This is a genomic window from Bradyrhizobium cajani, assembly GCF_009759665.1.
Taxonomy (GTDB): domain Bacteria; phylum Pseudomonadota; class Alphaproteobacteria; order Rhizobiales; family Xanthobacteraceae; genus Bradyrhizobium; species Bradyrhizobium cajani.
The window spans coordinates 32,164-46,770 of the sequence record NZ_WQNE01000026.1 but is presented as its reverse complement, the minus strand read 5'-3'; the positions used below and the strand labels follow the sequence as shown (position 1 = coordinate 46,770).

At 64.2% G+C, this 14,607-nt stretch carries 13 protein-coding genes; 6 read left to right on the top strand and 7 right to left on the bottom strand.

Annotated features, from left to right (window positions below; genetic code table 11):
- Positions 1-2 precede the first annotated feature (2 nt).
- The 4 genes from sufC to GPL20_RS26565 form a co-directional block, all read right to left on the bottom strand.
- Complete coding sequence (gene sufC / locus GPL20_RS26580; RefSeq protein ID WP_157333195.1) at positions 3-755, bottom strand: Fe-S cluster assembly ATPase SufC; 753 nt, start codon at positions 753-755, stop codon at positions 3-5.
- Positions 756-815: 60 nt separating this feature from the next.
- Positions 816-2,312, bottom strand: a complete 1,497-nt coding sequence (gene sufB, locus GPL20_RS26575; protein ID WP_157333193.1) for a Fe-S cluster assembly protein SufB — start codon at positions 2,310-2,312, stop codon at positions 816-818.
- Between the two features lie 124 nt (positions 2,313-2,436).
- Positions 2,437-3,576: a cysteine desulfurase family protein gene (locus GPL20_RS26570; RefSeq protein WP_157333191.1), complete on the bottom strand. Its 1,140-nt coding sequence runs from the start codon at positions 3,574-3,576 to the stop codon at positions 2,437-2,439.
- A 49-nt stretch (positions 3,577-3,625) separates the two neighbouring features.
- On the bottom strand, positions 3,626-4,819 hold the full coding sequence (locus GPL20_RS26565; RefSeq protein WP_157333189.1) for an acyltransferase family protein: 1,194 nt from the start codon (positions 4,817-4,819) through the stop codon (positions 3,626-3,628).
- A gap of 182 nt (positions 4,820-5,001) precedes the next feature.
- On the opposite strand from GPL20_RS26565, the gene GPL20_RS26560 reads away from it, so the two are divergent.
- Both GPL20_RS26560 and GPL20_RS26555 read left to right on the top strand, forming a co-directional pair.
- On the top strand, positions 5,002-5,820 hold the full coding sequence (locus GPL20_RS26560; protein WP_246251004.1) for a LytTR family DNA-binding domain-containing protein: 819 nt from the start codon (positions 5,002-5,004) through the stop codon (positions 5,818-5,820).
- A 377-nt stretch (positions 5,821-6,197) separates the two neighbouring features.
- On the top strand, positions 6,198-6,845 hold the full coding sequence (locus GPL20_RS26555; protein ID WP_018641706.1) for an alpha/beta hydrolase: 648 nt from the start codon (positions 6,198-6,200) through the stop codon (positions 6,843-6,845).
- 9 nt (positions 6,846-6,854) lie between these two features.
- Here the strand turns inward: GPL20_RS26555 and GPL20_RS26550 are convergent, their stop codons facing one another.
- The 3 genes from GPL20_RS26550 to GPL20_RS26540 form a co-directional block, all read right to left on the bottom strand.
- Positions 6,855-7,178 (bottom strand): DMT family transporter, encoded by a 324-nt coding sequence (locus GPL20_RS26550; RefSeq protein WP_157333186.1) that lies wholly within the window; start codon positions 7,176-7,178, stop codon positions 6,855-6,857.
- 10 nt (positions 7,179-7,188) lie between these two features.
- Positions 7,189-7,866: a glutathione S-transferase family protein gene (locus GPL20_RS26545; RefSeq protein WP_157333184.1), complete on the bottom strand. Its 678-nt coding sequence runs from the start codon at positions 7,864-7,866 to the stop codon at positions 7,189-7,191.
- Between the two features lie 93 nt (positions 7,867-7,959).
- Complete coding sequence (locus GPL20_RS26540) at positions 7,960-9,063, bottom strand: anhydro-N-acetylmuramic acid kinase (protein ID WP_157333182.1); 1,104 nt, start codon at positions 9,061-9,063, stop codon at positions 7,960-7,962.
- Between the two features lie 167 nt (positions 9,064-9,230).
- Between GPL20_RS26540 and tyrS the strand changes: the two genes are divergently transcribed.
- The 4 genes from tyrS (at position 9,231) to GPL20_RS26520 (ending at position 14,519) form a co-directional block, all read left to right on the top strand.
- Positions 9,231-10,484 (top strand): tyrosine--tRNA ligase, encoded by a 1,254-nt coding sequence (gene tyrS, locus GPL20_RS26535; RefSeq protein WP_157333180.1) that lies wholly within the window; start codon positions 9,231-9,233, stop codon positions 10,482-10,484.
- A 56-nt stretch (positions 10,485-10,540) separates the two neighbouring features.
- Entirely contained in the window at positions 10,541-11,800 is a 1,260-nt protein-coding gene (locus tag GPL20_RS26530; protein WP_157333178.1) for an MFS transporter, read from the top strand.
- 219 nt (positions 11,801-12,019) lie between these two features.
- Positions 12,020-12,463 carry a DoxX family protein gene (locus GPL20_RS26525; RefSeq protein WP_157333176.1) on the top strand — a complete coding sequence of 148 codons (444 nt, stop codon included), beginning with the start codon at positions 12,020-12,022 and terminating at the stop codon, positions 12,461-12,463.
- 361 nt (positions 12,464-12,824) lie between these two features.
- Positions 12,825-14,519, top strand: a complete 1,695-nt coding sequence (locus GPL20_RS26520; protein WP_157333174.1) for a methyl-accepting chemotaxis protein — start codon at positions 12,825-12,827, stop codon at positions 14,517-14,519.
- Positions 14,520-14,607: the final 88 nt, after the last annotated feature.

Sequence of the window (14,607 nt, the reverse complement as noted above, 5' to 3'; positions counted from 1 at the left end):
CCTTACGCGGCATCCTCGAACTGGGTGTAGCCTGACGCTTCCAGCTCCAGCGCCAGCTCCTTGTCGCCGCTCTTCACGACACGGCCCTTCGACATCACGTGCACGAAATCGGGCACGATGTAGTTGAGCAGCCGTTGATAGTGGGTGATAACGACCATCGCGCGCCCCGGCGAGCGCAGCGCGTTGACGCCGTCGGCCGCAATGCGCAACGCATCGATGTCGAGGCCGGAATCCATCTCGTCGAGGATGCACAGGCTCGGCTCGAACAGCGCCATCTGGAGCACCTCGTTGCGCTTCTTCTCGCCGCCGGAGAAACCGACATTGACGCCGCGCTTGAGCATGTCCTGCGGGATGTTCAGCGACTTCGAGACCTCGCGGACCTTCTTCAAAAAGTCCGGCGTCGAATATTCGCTCTCGCCGCGGGCCTTGCGCTGCGCGTTCAGCGCGGTGCGCAGGAAGGTCATGGTGGCGACGCCGGGGATCTCGACCGGATACTGGAACGCCAGGAACACGCCCTTGGCAGCGCGCTCCTCAGGATCCATCTCCAAGAGGTCTTCGCCCTTGAACAGGATCTGGCCGTCAGTGACCTCGTAACCGGGCTTGCCGGCGATGACATGCGACAGCGTCGACTTGCCGGAGCCGTTCGGCCCCATGATCGCGTGCACCTCACCTTCGTTCACGGTCAGCGTCAGCCCGTGGAGGATCTCACGTTCCTCGACACGAACCTTCAGGTCTTTCACTTCAAGCAAAGCCATCTTGGTATCCAGTCTATTCAATTGATGTTAGAGCGCCGGAGCGCACCGCGAGGGTCGGCGTCAGCCAACCGACCCTTCAAGCGAGATCGAGATCAGCTTCTGCGCTTCCACCGCGAATTCCATCGGCAGCTGCTGAAGCACGTCCTTGACGAAGCCGTTGACGACGAGGCCGACGGCCTCCTCTTGGCTGAGGCCACGCTGGATGCAGTAGAACAGCACGTCCTCGGAGATCTTCGAGGTCGTTGCCTCGTGCTCGAACGTCGCCGACGAGTTCTTGGCTTCGATGTACGGCACGGTGTGCGCGCCGCATTTGTCGCCGATCAACAAGGAATCACAGGCGGTGAAGTTGCGCGCGCCGGTCGCTTTCCGGTGCGCCGTGACGAGCCCGCGATAGGTGTTCTGCGACTTGCCGGCGGCGATGCCCTTGGAGATGATCCGGCTCGACGTGTTCTTGCCGAGGTGGATCATCTTGGTGCCCGAATCGACCTGCTGGAAGCCGTTCGAGATTGCGATCGAGTAGAACTCGCCGCTGGAGTTATCGCCGCGCAGGATGCAGCTCGGATATTTCCAGGTGATGGCCGAGCCGGTCTCGACCTGGGTCCAGGAGATCTTGGAATTGGCGCCGCGGCAGTCGCCACGCTTGGTGACGAAATTGTAGATGCCGCCCTTGCCTTCCGAATTGCCGGGATACCAGTTCTGCACCGTCGAATATTTGATCTCGGCGTCGTCGAGCGCGACGAGCTCGACCACGGCCGCGTGCAGCTGGTTCTCATCGCGCTGCGGCGCGGTGCAGCCCTCGAGATAGGAGACGTAGGAGCCCTTGTCCGCGATGATCAGCGTGCGCTCGAACTGGCCGGTGTTGCGCTCGTTGATGCGGAAATAGGTCGACAGCTCCATCGGGCAGCGCACGCCCGGCGGCACGTAGACGAACGAGCCGTCGGAGAACACCGCCGAGTTCAGCGTCGCGTAGAAATTGTCCGAGGTCGGCACCACCGAGCCCAGATATTTCTGCACCAGCTCGGGATGCTCGCGGATCGCCTCCGAGATCGGCATGAAGATCACGCCGGCCTTCTTCAGCTCCGCCTTGAAGGTGGTCGCAACCGAGACCGAGTCGAACACCGCGTCGACCGCGATCTTGCGGCGGGCCGGGTCTTCCTCGCCCACCTTGGGCTCGACGCCTTCGAGCATGGCGACTTCCCGCAAGGGGATGCCGAGCTTCTCGTAGGTCTTCAGGATCTCCGGATCGATCTCGTCGAGCGAGGTGACCGTCTTCTTCGGCTTCGGCGCCGCGTAATAGTAGATGTCCTGGAAGTCGATCTTGGGATACTCGACGCGCGCCCAGGTCGGCTCGGTCATGGTCAGCCAGCGCCGATAGGCTTCCAGCCGCCACTGGAGCATCCAGGCGGGTTCGTTCTTCTTCTGCGAGATGAATTTTACGATCTCTTCCGACAGCCCCTTGGGGGCCTTCTCGGAGTCGATCAGGGTTTCAAACCCATAACGATACTGGTCGACGTCGATGCGCTTCACGCGCTCGACCGTCTCTTGTACGGCTGGCATTCCATCCTCCGCTCGCGGTTTCAAGGACCGCGGTGGATCAAACTTGGACGAGTATTACGTGTCTCTTACGATGTTTTTCGGCGGAAAGCACCTGCTTAGAACCGTTCAAGCCGTGTTTCGTCGCCTATGCTCTAAGTAGGGTATTACCAAGCTTTCGCCAAGCCTCTAACACCCTATTGATGTCATCCGGTTCCGTGGACCAGCCCAGACTGAGACGCACCGCTCCCTGGGCCACGGCTGGCTCGAAGCCCATGGCTGACAGGACGTGGGACGGCTGCACCTTCCCCGAGGAACAGGCCGAACCCGAGGAAACCGCGATCCCTTCGAGGTCGAAACCGATCACGGCCGTTTCGGCCTTGAGCCCAGGTGCCGTGAACAGGACGGTATTGGGTAACCGCTCCACGTCATCCGAGAACACCGTCGCCCCTTCAATGGCACGGATACCATTTTCCAAACGATTTCTGAGGGTTGCCATATGTTCCGCAAGCTCAGGCAGAGCCTGAGCTGCTGTCGTGACTGCCGCGCCGAACCCGGCGATGCCCGCGACGTTCTCGGTGCCGGCCCGGCGGTTGAGCTCCTGCCCCCCGCCCCGCAGCACCGGCTCCAGGCCGACGAGCCCTTCCGCCACGACCAGCGCGCCGACGCCCTTTGGGCCGCCCACCTTGTGCGCAGAAAAGGTCGCAAGGTCTGCGCACATAGCTTTGATATCGAACGGAATTTTTCCCAGCGCCTGGATCGCGTCGACATGCAGGAGGCCGCCGGCCTCATGAACGATCCGCGCGGCCTCCGCGACCGGCTGGAGCGCGCCCGTCTCGTTGTTGGCCGCCATGATGGAGACCAGTGCCGACGGGCCGCCCTTGAGTTGGGCCTTGAGATGGTCGAGGTCGACCACGCCGGAGCGCGTCACCCGAATCTGTCCGATCTTGTCCGACGGGAAGCGCCCACCCGCCAGCACCGAGGCATGCTCGATAGCCGAGACCAGGAGCCGCCCAACCGGCCCTCCGGATGGCCCGCGCAGGCCCGGCGATAGCGCCAGCGCATTGGCCTCTGTTCCCGCGGAGGTGAAAATGACGTTCCGCGCCAGCGCGCCCACCGCCGCCGCGAGTGCGGCACGGGCCTCCTCGACCAGCCGCCGCGCCTCTCGCCCCTCGGCATGGACCGAGGACGGGTTGCCGATGAGATCCCAGGCGGCGAGCATCGCAGTCCGCGCCTCGGGGCGCAGCGGCGTGGTCGCATTCCAATCGAGATAGACGCGGTCAGGCATGTGCCCTCTTAGCAGCTTTCGCCATCGCGCCAATCGGAACCCGTTGCCATCACGCCGCCTGCTGCGCGATCGCGAGCGGGCGGCGCGCCTGCACCCGCAGTCCAAACAGCGGCCGCAACCAGGCGATCCGCCGCACGATCTCGTAGGTGACCACGCAGGCCAGCGCCGTGCCGGCAATCACGATGGAGGCTTCGGCTCCGGCCGACAGACCAGCGCCCTGCAGCGCGTGCGCAATCATGATGATCGCGGTCTGATGCACGATATAGTACGGGAAAATCGCCTCCGTCAGATAGCGGCGCACGGGCCCATCGGCGGTGAAGTGCCGTCGCGCGAAACCAAGCACAGTTACGATCGCAAGCCACTGATAGCAGCCATAGGCGATGCTGGCGCATCGTTTCAGCAGCAGCGACGGCGGCAGCAGGCCTGCGAAAAGCACCATGAAGACGATGAAGCAACCGGCCGCGAGAGCCAGCGCAGTCCAGCGCCGGCGCTCGATGTCGGACCAGACGTCGACCTGCTTCGCGAGCAGGAAGCCGATCAGGAAGACGGTCGCGAAGTCGGCATGGTTGTACCAGTCGCCGAACAGGGCGTGGGTGGACGGAAAGACTGGAAACAGAAACAGCCGCCAAGCCGCGAATACGAGGCACGGCAGGATCAGCAACCGCGGCCCCGCGAGCATCCGGGCAAGCTTGCGGCCCAGCCAATCCGCAGCGGCCGGCCACAGCGCAAGCACGCCGATCACGGCCATGGTGTAGACCCACAGATAGACCACGAACCAGAGATGGTTCCAGGTCGGCTGGACGATGCACGGATTGGGGCAGAACTGCGCCCCGAAAGCCAGGTAGTGATGGACGTAGAAGTCGACGAAGCCGGCAGGATAGCCGAGGCTTTCGACGATCTGGAGATAGGATTGGGGCGGTACGATCACGAACATGCCGAAGATCAGCGGGATCAGCAGTCGCGCTGAGCGCGCACCGGCGAGCGAAGCCAGGCTGGACGACTTACCAAGCATGAAACGGGTCGCGACCCCCGATACCAGGAACAGCAGCGACAGCCGCCAGGGATTGAGGACCAGCATCAGCGGCTCGAGCCAGGTCAGCCGGTGCACGCTCTTGATGTGAAATCCCCAGGACACGTAGAGCATGCCAACGTGGTAGAAGATCAGCAGCCCAAAGGTGCCAATCCGCAACCAGTCCAGATCGATGCGCCGTTCCGGGTTCGAGAGTTGCTGTGGTGTTGACATGGTTTTCTGCTCCTTGACGGGACGCCAAGCACGGTTCTTTGGCCATGGCTGACACCGAAAATGCACCACGGACGGAGCGCGTCGAGCCGCCTTGGGATGGGGACCGCAGCGCTCGGGACGAGCCGCAGGCCTCTGGGACGAGCGGTCGACTTTTCGGGGCCAGCGGTGGCGGCGACTGGACAATGCTCGGCGCCATCGCAGCGGTCTCGGTGGCGATCGGAATCGTGAACGCGCTCTCCGGCGCACAGGATGCTGCCTGGCGCGGCGACAGTTACGACGTCAGCCGGCGCCTGTTCTGGGAAATGTCCAGCATCGCCACCATTCTGCTGCTGCTGCCGATCCTCGTGCTCGCCGTCCGGCGCATGCGCCGTGCCTCGGGTCTCGCCAGACGGGCCGGAATCGGAGTGGTCGCCCTGGTCAGCTTCTCGGCTCTCCACATCACCGGCATGGTCTGGATCCGGAAACTCGCGCTTTGGCTCGCCGGAGGCACCTACGACTTCCACTTCTCGCTTGCGACCGTCCTGTATGAGTTTCGCAAGGATTGCGTGGCCGTCCTCCTGATCGGCGGCACGCTGTGGCTGCTCGAAAGCCGCCGCGAACTGAAGAAGGTTGCAATGGCCGCCCCCTCCGGGCCGGCCGCCCCGCGACAGTCTCCGCCTCCCGACCTGATCTGGCTGCGGGACGGCGCAAGCCGCATTCGGGTCGCCCCGCGCGAGATCCTTTGGGTCGCCTCCGCCGGCAACTACATCGAGTACAGTCTCGCTGACGGCGCCCAACACTTGATCCGCGGTACGCTGGCCGTGGCCGAAGGCGAGCTTGCTCGCTTTGGCATCGTTCGCATCCACCGGACCAGACTTGCCAATCTCGGCCGGGTCAGCGGGGTCGATCTCAAGCCATCGGGCGATTTCGAGCTCACCTTCGACAACGGGCAGACGCTTCAGGGCAGCCGTCGCTACCGGCCGGCGGTCGCCTCGCTCAGCAGCGATAATGCCTCGACCTGAAGCGGATCGGGAATCGCCAGCAAGCGATAAATCACCGTGTTTCCAATCGCTTGACCGTGGCGCGCAAACTCAAGGCAGGCTCTCGCGATCGGTCTCGCTCGATCGTGACGGCGGCAGGCCGATGGCGAGGAGTCATCCATGACGCCGCGATGACCAGCTAACGTCTTGACCACATTGAGAGATGTTCAAGATGCTTGCTTTTTGACCCTCGCCTCGTGTTAGAAGGCGCGCGTCAGTTCACCCGCGCGCCACTCGCGCATCATCCGAGGGCGCGCCCCTCTACCCTTCATTGTGCTTTCGTCGGCGGAACGGCCGATGGAGGCGTGATCGGTTGATTGCTCAGGAATCACCTTCAAGGGACTCAATCAGGGACCATCATGCCTGAAGTCATTTTCGCCGGCCCCGCCGGCCGTCTCGAAGGCCGCTACCACCCGGCCAAGCAGAAGAACGCGCCGATCGCGATGATTCTGCATCCGCATCCGCAGTTCCACGGCACGATGAATCATCAGATCGTGTATCAGTGCTACTACGCCTTCGCGCATCGCGGCTTCTCGGTGCTGCGCTTCAACTTCCGTGGCGTCGGCCGCAGCCAGGGCTCGTTCGACCACGGCACCGGCGAATTGTCGGATGCGGCGGCCGCGCTCGACTGGGCGCAGACCATCAATCCCGAAGCGCGCGCCTGCTGGGTCGCCGGCTTCTCCTTCGGAGCCTGGATCGGCATGCAGCTGCTGATGCGCCGTCCCGAGGTCGAAGGTTTTATTTCGATCGCGCCGCCCGCCAATCTCTATGACTTCTCGTTCCTCGCGCCCTGCCCGTCCTCAGGGCTGATCGTGCACGGCGAGAAGGACGCGGTGGTGCCGCCCAAGGACGTCAACACGCTGGTCGAGAAGCTGAAGACGCAAAAGGGCATCGTGATCGACCAGCAGATCATCCCCGGCGCCAACCACTTCTTCGACGCCAAGCTCGAGCCGCTGATGGAAACCATCACGGCCTATCTCGACATGCGGCTGGCGAACGTCCGCTAAGGCCTGCGCCTAAGCCATCTTGAGCGCGACGATTCCCATCAAGACGAGCGCGATGCCCGCAAGCTTCATCGCGCTCAGGGACTCGCCGAACAGCACGACGCCCATCAGGAACGTGCCGGCGGCACCAATTCCGGTCCACACCGAATAGGCGACGCCGACCTCGAGCACTTTCAAGGCACGCCCGAGCAGGAAGACGAAGGCCGCGAGCAGCACGAGCGAAGCGATGCTCCAGCCCGCCCGCGTGTAGCCTTCCGCATATTTCATCGAGATCGCCCAGCCGACATCGAGTGCGCCGGCGATTGCCAGCATCAGCCAGGCCATGGATTGCGACATGGACGTGAACTCAGGCCGCGAGCTTGAGCAGATGCGCGTCGTGGCGCACGAGGAAGGCGCGCAGCAATTGCGGATAGTCCGCGCCGACCGCAGTGCGTACGCTCGGCCGTTTTGCAAGCTCAGCGCGCCAGGCGCGGACCTTCGGCACATCGCGGAAGATGCCGTGATCGGTCAGCTCGTCGAATAGGTCGAAATAGCGGAAGACCGGCGCGAACACCGCATCGACTAGGCTGAATGCTTCGCCTGCGAAATAGGGCCCTGCCCCGAGCGCCGCTTCCACACGCGCGAACTTTGACGCAACCGCCTGGCGCTTGCTTTCAAAGGTCGCCGGATCGGTCGTGGTCTCCAGGCCCCAGAGATCGCCGAGAATCGCCGAACCGAACTCCATCCAGGCGCGGTGCTCGGCCCGCTTCAAGGCATCCGCCGGATGCAGCTTCGCGCCGGCTTGCGTCTCCTCGATGTACTCGCAGATCACGTTGCTCTCGAACAGCGCGACCTCACCCTTGTCGGTCGTCACCACCAGCACCGGCACCTTGCCGAGCGGCGACAATTTTAGAAACCAGTCGGGCTTGTCGGCGAGATCGATGTCGATCCGTTCGAACGGGACGCCCTTCTCCTTGAGCGCGATCACCGCGCGCTGCACATACGGGCAAAGCTTGTGGCTGATCAGTTTGAGCGTAGCGGTCATGGCGAGGATCCCGACAGTTAGATGCAACTGCATCAATATAGATGCACTTGCATTTACCTGTCAAGGTCAATGCTTCTGCATGAACCCGCGGCCTCAGGGCCGGGCCATCACCCCGCCCGTCATCGGCATCGGCACGCCGGTGGTCGCTGGATAGGACAGCGGCAGGCCCTTTAGCCCGCGGGCGGCGAGGAAGCCGAAGGCCTGCGCCTCGATGGCGTCCGAGGCCCAGCCGAGCGTCTCGGCGGCCTCGACGGTGGCCGATCCCACCCGCTCCCGCAGCATCCGCAGCATGGTGAGATTGCGGGCGCCGCCGCCGCAGACGATCCAGCTCCGCGGCCGCCGCGGCAGCAGCGGAATGATGCGGGCGATCGCGGCGGCGGTAAAGGCAGTCAGCGTCGCGGCGCCGTCGGCCGGCGGCACCTCGCCGAGCCTGAGCGCGGCAAAGTCGTTGCGGTCGAGCGACTTTGGCGGCGGAGCTGCGAAGAACGGCAGCTCCAGCGCCCGCACGATCCAGGCTTCGTCCGCCTTGCCGAGGGCGGCGAACTTTCCTTCCGCATCGAACGCCTGGTTCATGGTGCGGTACATGAAATCGTCGAGCAGCGCGTTGCCGGGCCCGGTGTCGCAGGCGATCAGCGTATCGTTGCCGTCGATATAGGTGATGTTGGAGACGCCGCCGATATTGACCACGACGATCGGCCCCTCGCGCTCCAGCGAGTTGGCGAGCGCGCGGTGGTAGACCGGCACGAAGGGCGCGCCCTGCCCGCCGGCCTCGACGTCGGCGGTGCGGAAATCATACATCACCGGAATATGGATGGCCTTGGCCAGCGCCGGCGCATCGCCGATCTGCACTGTCAGGCGCTTTTCGGGCCGGTGCAGCACGGTCTGGCCGTGGAAGCCGACGATGTCGATGTCCTCCGGCTTCATCCGGTTCTGGGCAACGAAGGCGGCCACCGCCTCGGCATGGGCCCGCGTCACAGCGCGCTCGGCCTCGGCCAGAACGCCTGGCCGGGCATCGCGTTGCTGCAAATGCACCGCCTCGGAGAGCGCCTGGCGCAGCAGATTGCGCTCGGCCGGGCTATAGGGCCGGTAGCCGGAGGGTCCGAACGCTTTCACCTGCCTCCCATCGGTTTCGATCAGCGCGACATCGACCCCGTCCAGCGAGGTGCCGCTCATCAAACCGAGTGCCGTCAACATCATGGATCAGCGTCCTCAACAGACCCGCCCTGGCATGCCGATCTTGTGCCAGAGGGACACATCTTATAATGCCACAGCGCCAAAAGTGGCGGGCGGCAACCGGGTTCCCACGCAAGACTCTTAAATTGCCCCCAAAACAGTAAACCAAGAATTGTCAGGCTCGCCGACAGATGACTGCATTTAAATCGGATTTCCTCAATACCCTGCAGGAACGTGGATTCATCCACCAGTGCTCCGATTTCGAGGGGCTGGATGCGCTCGCCGCCAAGGGCGAGGCGACCGCCTATGTCGGCTACGATTGCACCGCCCCCTCGCTGCATATCGGCAACTACCTGACCATGATGATGCTGCACTGGCTCCAGCAGTCCGGCAACAAGCCGATCACGCTGATGGGCGGCGGCACCACCATGGTGGGCGATCCTTCCGGCAAGGACGAGACGCGCGCGATGCGCACCGTCGCCGAGATCGAGGCCAACAAGGCCTCGATCCGCGGCGTGTTCGCGAAGGTGCTCCGCTATGGCGAGGGCAAGAGCGACGCCGTGATGCTCGACAATGCGGAGTGGCTGACCAAGCTGAACTGGATCGAGATGCTGCGCGACGTCGGCCGGCACTTCTCGGTCAACCGCATGCTGAGCATGGACTCCGTGCGCCTCCGCCTCGAACGCGAGCAGGAGATGAGCTTCATCGAGTTCAACTACATGGTCTGCCAGGCCTACGACTTCGTCGAGCTCGCCAAGCGCACCGGCTGCCGCTTGCAGATGGGCGGCTCCGACCAGTGGGGCAACATCATCATGGGGGTCGATCTCGGCCGCCGCATGGGCACGCACCAGCTGTTCGCGCTGACGACGCCGCTGCTGACGACGGCCTCGGGCGCCAAGATGGGCAAGACCGCGCAAGGCGCGGTCTGGCTCAACGCCGACCAGTTCTCGCCGTATGATTTCTGGCAGTACTGGCGCAACACCGAGGACGCGGACGTCGGCAAGTTCCTGAAGCTGTTCACGACGCTGCCGATGAACGAGATCAAGAAGCTCGAGGCGCTCGGTGGCTCGGAGATCAACGAGGCCAAGAAGGTGCTCGCCACCGAGGCGACCGCGCTGCTGCATGGCCGCGACGCCGCGAACGAAGCCGCAGAAACCGCGCGCCGCACCTTCGAGGAAGGCGCGCTGGCCGAAAGCCTGCCGACGATCGAAATTCCGCGCGGCGAGCTGGACGCCGGTCTCGGCGTGCTCAATGCCTTCGTCAAGGCGGGCCTCGTTGCCTCCAACGGCGAGGCGCGACGCCAGATCAAGGGCGGCGGCCTGCGCGTCAACGACGAGCCCGTCAACGACGAGAAGATGGCGTTGTCCACGGGCCATCTGACGCCGGAAGGCGTCATCAAGCTGTCCTTCGGCAAGAAGAAGCACGTCCTCATCAGGCCTGCATAGGCGTATGAGCTTTTGATGCTTGTCAGGGCGCGCCGAAGCGCGCTCCCTGACCGGCAATGGACCAGAACACGCCCAGGGAGATGACCGGGGAACGCGCCGCGGCCACGTCGCAAGACGCCGTGCGTATCGCGCTCGTCGTGCTCGCACTGTGTTTCACGCTTGCAGTTCTCGGCCGCGGCCTCAGCGAGAGCTTCACCGTCTTCCTCAAGCCGATCTCCGTAAGCTTCGGCTGGGACCGCGCACAGGTCGTCTCGATCTATTCGCTGACCTGGCTCGTCAGCGGGCTGACCGCGCCGCTGGTCGGGCGCCTGTTCGATCATTCCGGGCCGCGCATCGTCTACGCGCTCGGCCTGTTGCTGCTCGGCTCCGCCTTCCTGATTGCCGGCCACGCGCAGGCGCTCTGGCAGTTCCAGCTCTCGATCGGATTGTTCGTCGGCATCGGCGTCGCCTTCATCGGCAACGTGCCGAACTCGATCCTGCTCGGCCGCTGGTTCGGGCCAAGGCTGCCGACCGCGATGGCGGTTGTCTATTCGGCGATGGGCGGCGGCGTGCTGGCGCTGCTGCCCGCCTCGCAGCTCCTGATCGACCATCTCGGCTGGCGCGGCACCTACCAGCTCTTCGGCTTCGCCGTATTGGGCCTGCTGCTGCCGCTTATGCTGCTGCCGTGGCGGCTGTTCGCCTCGGGCTCGCCGCATGTCGTGAAGAGGACCGACCCCGACTTCGTCGACGACGGTTGGACGCTTCCGGCCGCGATACGCCATCACGCCTTCTGGGCGCTGTTCTCGACCTTCTTCTTCACCGCCGTCGGCATGTATGCGATCGCAGCGCAGATCGTGGCCTATCTGATCGATGCCGGCTTTCCACCGCTCCAGGCCGCGACGGCCTGGGGCTTCTCGGGCGTGGTGCTGGTGTTCGGCATGTTGGGGGTCTCAGCGCTCGACGGGCTGATCGGACGCAGGCCCTCCGTGCTCCTGAGCTACGCGATCTCGATCCTTGGCATCTTCCTGCTCTGGCTGTTGCAATACTATCCGAACATTCTCCTGCTCACCGGCTTCGTCGTCTGCTTCGGCAGCATGATGGGCTCGCGCGGGCCGCTGATCACGGCAACGGCGATGAAGATCTTCAGGGGCAGGCGCGTCGGCACGATCTACGGCACGATCTCGATTGGCAGCGGATTGGGATCGGCGTTCGGCTCATGGAGCGGCGGTCTGATCCACGACTTCACGCACGGCTACAATCTCCTGCTCGTCTTCGCACTAGCGAGCGTGATCCTCGGAATGATTCCATTCCTGATTGTCCCCGCCTTGCGGGAGTAGGTCTCCCCGACGTAACCTGCATTCCTCCGCGTCACCGGGAAATTACGGACGACACACACGGCACCGCGTGTGAAACAGTCGGGCGCAACCGGAGTTAAGGGACGAACTGCGATATTTTGTCCACATGACAAAAATGTCAGCGCGGAATTGACCCCGGGTGGCTTGCGAGGCCGAACTGAATACGGTCCAAGTCGCCCATTGGATGGAGGGCACAAACCAATGAACTTTCCCTATCTCAGTCGCTTTGAACCGGTTCTCCTGAGCCTGTTTCGCTTCATCACCGGCCTCTTGCTGTTCCAGTACGGCATCGCCAAGCTGTTCAAGTTTCCGCCTGTACCGATGTTCGCGAAAGTCGAACTGATGTCGCTTTACGGCGCAGCCGGGACGCTTGAACTGGTGATTGGCGGCCTGCTGATGATCGGCCTGTTCACCCGCCTCTCGGCTTTCATTCTCTCGGGTGAAATGGCCTTCGCCTATTTCATGGGACACATGTTCAAGGGCGAAGCGCCGGTGTTCCTGCCGGTGCTCAATGGCGGCACCGCGGCGATCCTGTTCTGCTTTGCCTGCCTCTACCTCTCGGCGGCCGGCGGTGGCCCTGTCAGCGTCGATGCGGTGATGGGCAAGGAGAGCGGCTCGACCGGCGGCGCCTTCGCGCGACGCTGACGCGTGCAATTGACGCGCAAGTAATGGATGGCACCGGCGGATCTGCCGGTGCCGACTCATCGCGTCCCCAGCACGTTCCAGATGAGAACGAGGGCCGCCACGAGCAGCACCGACATGACGATACGGTGCGCGAATCGGCTCATTGCTGCTCCGGCCAGGCTTGGCCCTGGCCACGTTCCGACATCATTTTTCTCCGCGACCTGACGCGGCACGCGCATCGTGGGGCGCATTGAACCTGCATGTTTGCGCATGCAGCTGCGAATGCTGCTCTCGCGGCAGCTCGTCGCATGCGTCCATTCATGATTGGTAAGAACTTCATGCTACCGACGCGAGCAATAATAACCATTCTCTAGAGGCTGCGATGAAGCTGCTGAGTCATCTCAAGATCCGCACCAAGCTCGCCAGCATGGTCTGTCTCGCGGCGCTCACGGTCACAGCCATCATCGGCGTATCGGCCTATCTCAGCAAGAGCCGCATGATGGAGGACCGCGTCCAGCAGATGCGGACCGCCGTGGAACTCCTCTACAACTTCGCGCAATCGCTTCAGGACGAGGTCGCCGCCGGCAAGCTGACGCAGGCCGAGGCCAAGGCCCAGTTCCACCAGCGCGGCCGCCGCATGAGCTTCAACGGCGGCCAGGGCTATCCTGTCGTCTACAATCCCGACACGTCCCTCCTCGTGAACGGCGCCAACCAACAGCTCGAAGGCAAGATCACCGGCGCCAAGGACTCCAACGGCGTCCTGATCGCCGACGCCATTTTAAAGACGGCCGACCAGGCCGCACAGGGCGGCGTGACCTCCTATCTCTATCCCCGCCCGGGCCAGACCGAGCCCGTCCGCAAGACCGTGTTCACGCGCAAATTCGCACCCTGGAACGTGACGATCAGCTACGGCCTCTATGTCGACGACATCGATGCCGACGTGCGTGCATTGACGCTGGAGCTCGCCGCCATCGGCATCGGCCTGATGCTGCTGATGGCGGCGCTGTCCTGGCTGATCGCCCGCGACGTGCTCGGCGCGCTCGACCGCCAGAAGAACCGCATGCAGGAAATCGCCGACGGCGCCATCGACAAGCCGGTCGAGGAGACCGATCGCGGCGACGAGATCGGACGCATGGCCGAGACGCTCGAAGTGCTCAGGCAAACCGCTTTGACGGCGCGTAACCTCGAGGCGGAGCAGGTCGCGGCCAAGGCCCGCAACGAGCAGGAGAAGCGCGACGCCCTGATCGCGCTCGCCGACCGGTTCGATGCCTCCGTCGGCCAGCTCGTCGGCCTGATGGCCTCCGGCTCCGGCGAACTCGAGACCACCGCCAAGTCGATGTCGTCCACCGCCGAAGGCACCAATCGCCGCGCCGCCGTGGTCGGCTCCGCCGCCACCGAAGCCAGCCAGCGCGTCCAGACGGTTGCCGCCGCAGCCGAAGAGCTCTCCTCCTCCATCACCGAGATCAGCCGCCAGGTCGCGCAGTCCGCGGAGGTCACCGGCCGCGCCGTGGACAGCGCCCGCCGCACCGACACCATCGTCCGCGCGCTGTCGGACGGTGCCCAGCAGATCGAGCATGTCGCCGAGCTGATCTCCAGCATCGCGGCGCAGACCAATCTGCTCGCGCTCAACGCCACCATCGAAGCCGCGCGCGCCGGTGAAGCTGGCCGCGGCTTCGCCGTCGTCGCCTCCGAGGTGAAGTCGCTCGCCAGCCAGACCGCGGAAGCCACCCGCGAGATCGGCGACAAGATCGCCCAGATCCAGGGCGCGACCAGGGAGGCCGTCGACGCCATCGGCGGCATCACCGCCACCATCGAGGAGGTCAGCCGCATCGCCACCTCGATCGGCGCCGCCATCGAGGAGCAAGGCGCCGCCACCGCCGAGATCGCCCGCAGCGTCTCGCAGACCGCGGAAGCCACCAAGGAAGTCACCACCAATATCGGCGGCGTCTCGACCGCAGCCAACGAGACCGGCAACGCCGCCGGCATGGTGCTCGCGGCGGCCTCGAACCTCTCCAAGCAGGCCGAGCAGCTCTCCGGCGAAGTCGGAACGTTCCTTGCGGGTGTTCGCGCGGCGTAGCCGCGCGACATCTGCGCTGGTCCGAACGCGATGATGCATCGGCGAATCGATGCCTGGATCGGACCGGCCTGATCGCGCGAACGCGATC

Coding starts and splice junctions, on each gene's coding strand:
- GPL20_RS26530 (WP_157333178.1), top strand. CDS start 10,541: ATGGACCAGAACACGCCCAGGGAGATGACCGGGGAACGCGCCGCGGCC.
- sufC (WP_157333195.1), bottom strand. CDS start 755: ATGGCTTTGCTTGAAGTGAAAGACCTGAAGGTTCGTGTCGAGGAACGT.
- GPL20_RS26540 (WP_157333182.1), bottom strand. CDS start 9,063: ATGATGTTGACGGCACTCGGTTTGATGAGCGGCACCTCGCTGGACGGG.
- GPL20_RS26525 (WP_157333176.1), top strand. CDS start 12,020: ATGAACTTTCCCTATCTCAGTCGCTTTGAACCGGTTCTCCTGAGCCTG.
- GPL20_RS26570 (WP_157333191.1), bottom strand. CDS start 3,576: ATGCCTGACCGCGTCTATCTCGATTGGAATGCGACCACGCCGCTGCGC.
- tyrS (WP_157333180.1), top strand. CDS start 9,231: ATGACTGCATTTAAATCGGATTTCCTCAATACCCTGCAGGAACGTGGA.
- GPL20_RS26520 (WP_157333174.1), top strand. CDS start 12,825: ATGAAGCTGCTGAGTCATCTCAAGATCCGCACCAAGCTCGCCAGCATG.
- GPL20_RS26555 (WP_018641706.1), top strand. CDS start 6,198: ATGCCTGAAGTCATTTTCGCCGGCCCCGCCGGCCGTCTCGAAGGCCGC.
- GPL20_RS26565 (WP_157333189.1), bottom strand. CDS start 4,819: ATGTCAACACCACAGCAACTCTCGAACCCGGAACGGCGCATCGATCTG.
- sufB (WP_157333193.1), bottom strand. CDS start 2,312: ATGCCAGCCGTACAAGAGACGGTCGAGCGCGTGAAGCGCATCGACGTC.
- GPL20_RS26550 (WP_157333186.1), bottom strand. CDS start 7,178: ATGTCGCAATCCATGGCCTGGCTGATGCTGGCAATCGCCGGCGCACTC.
- GPL20_RS26545 (WP_157333184.1), bottom strand. CDS start 7,866: ATGACCGCTACGCTCAAACTGATCAGCCACAAGCTTTGCCCGTATGTG.
- GPL20_RS26560 (WP_246251004.1), top strand. CDS start 5,002: ATGCTCGGCGCCATCGCAGCGGTCTCGGTGGCGATCGGAATCGTGAAC.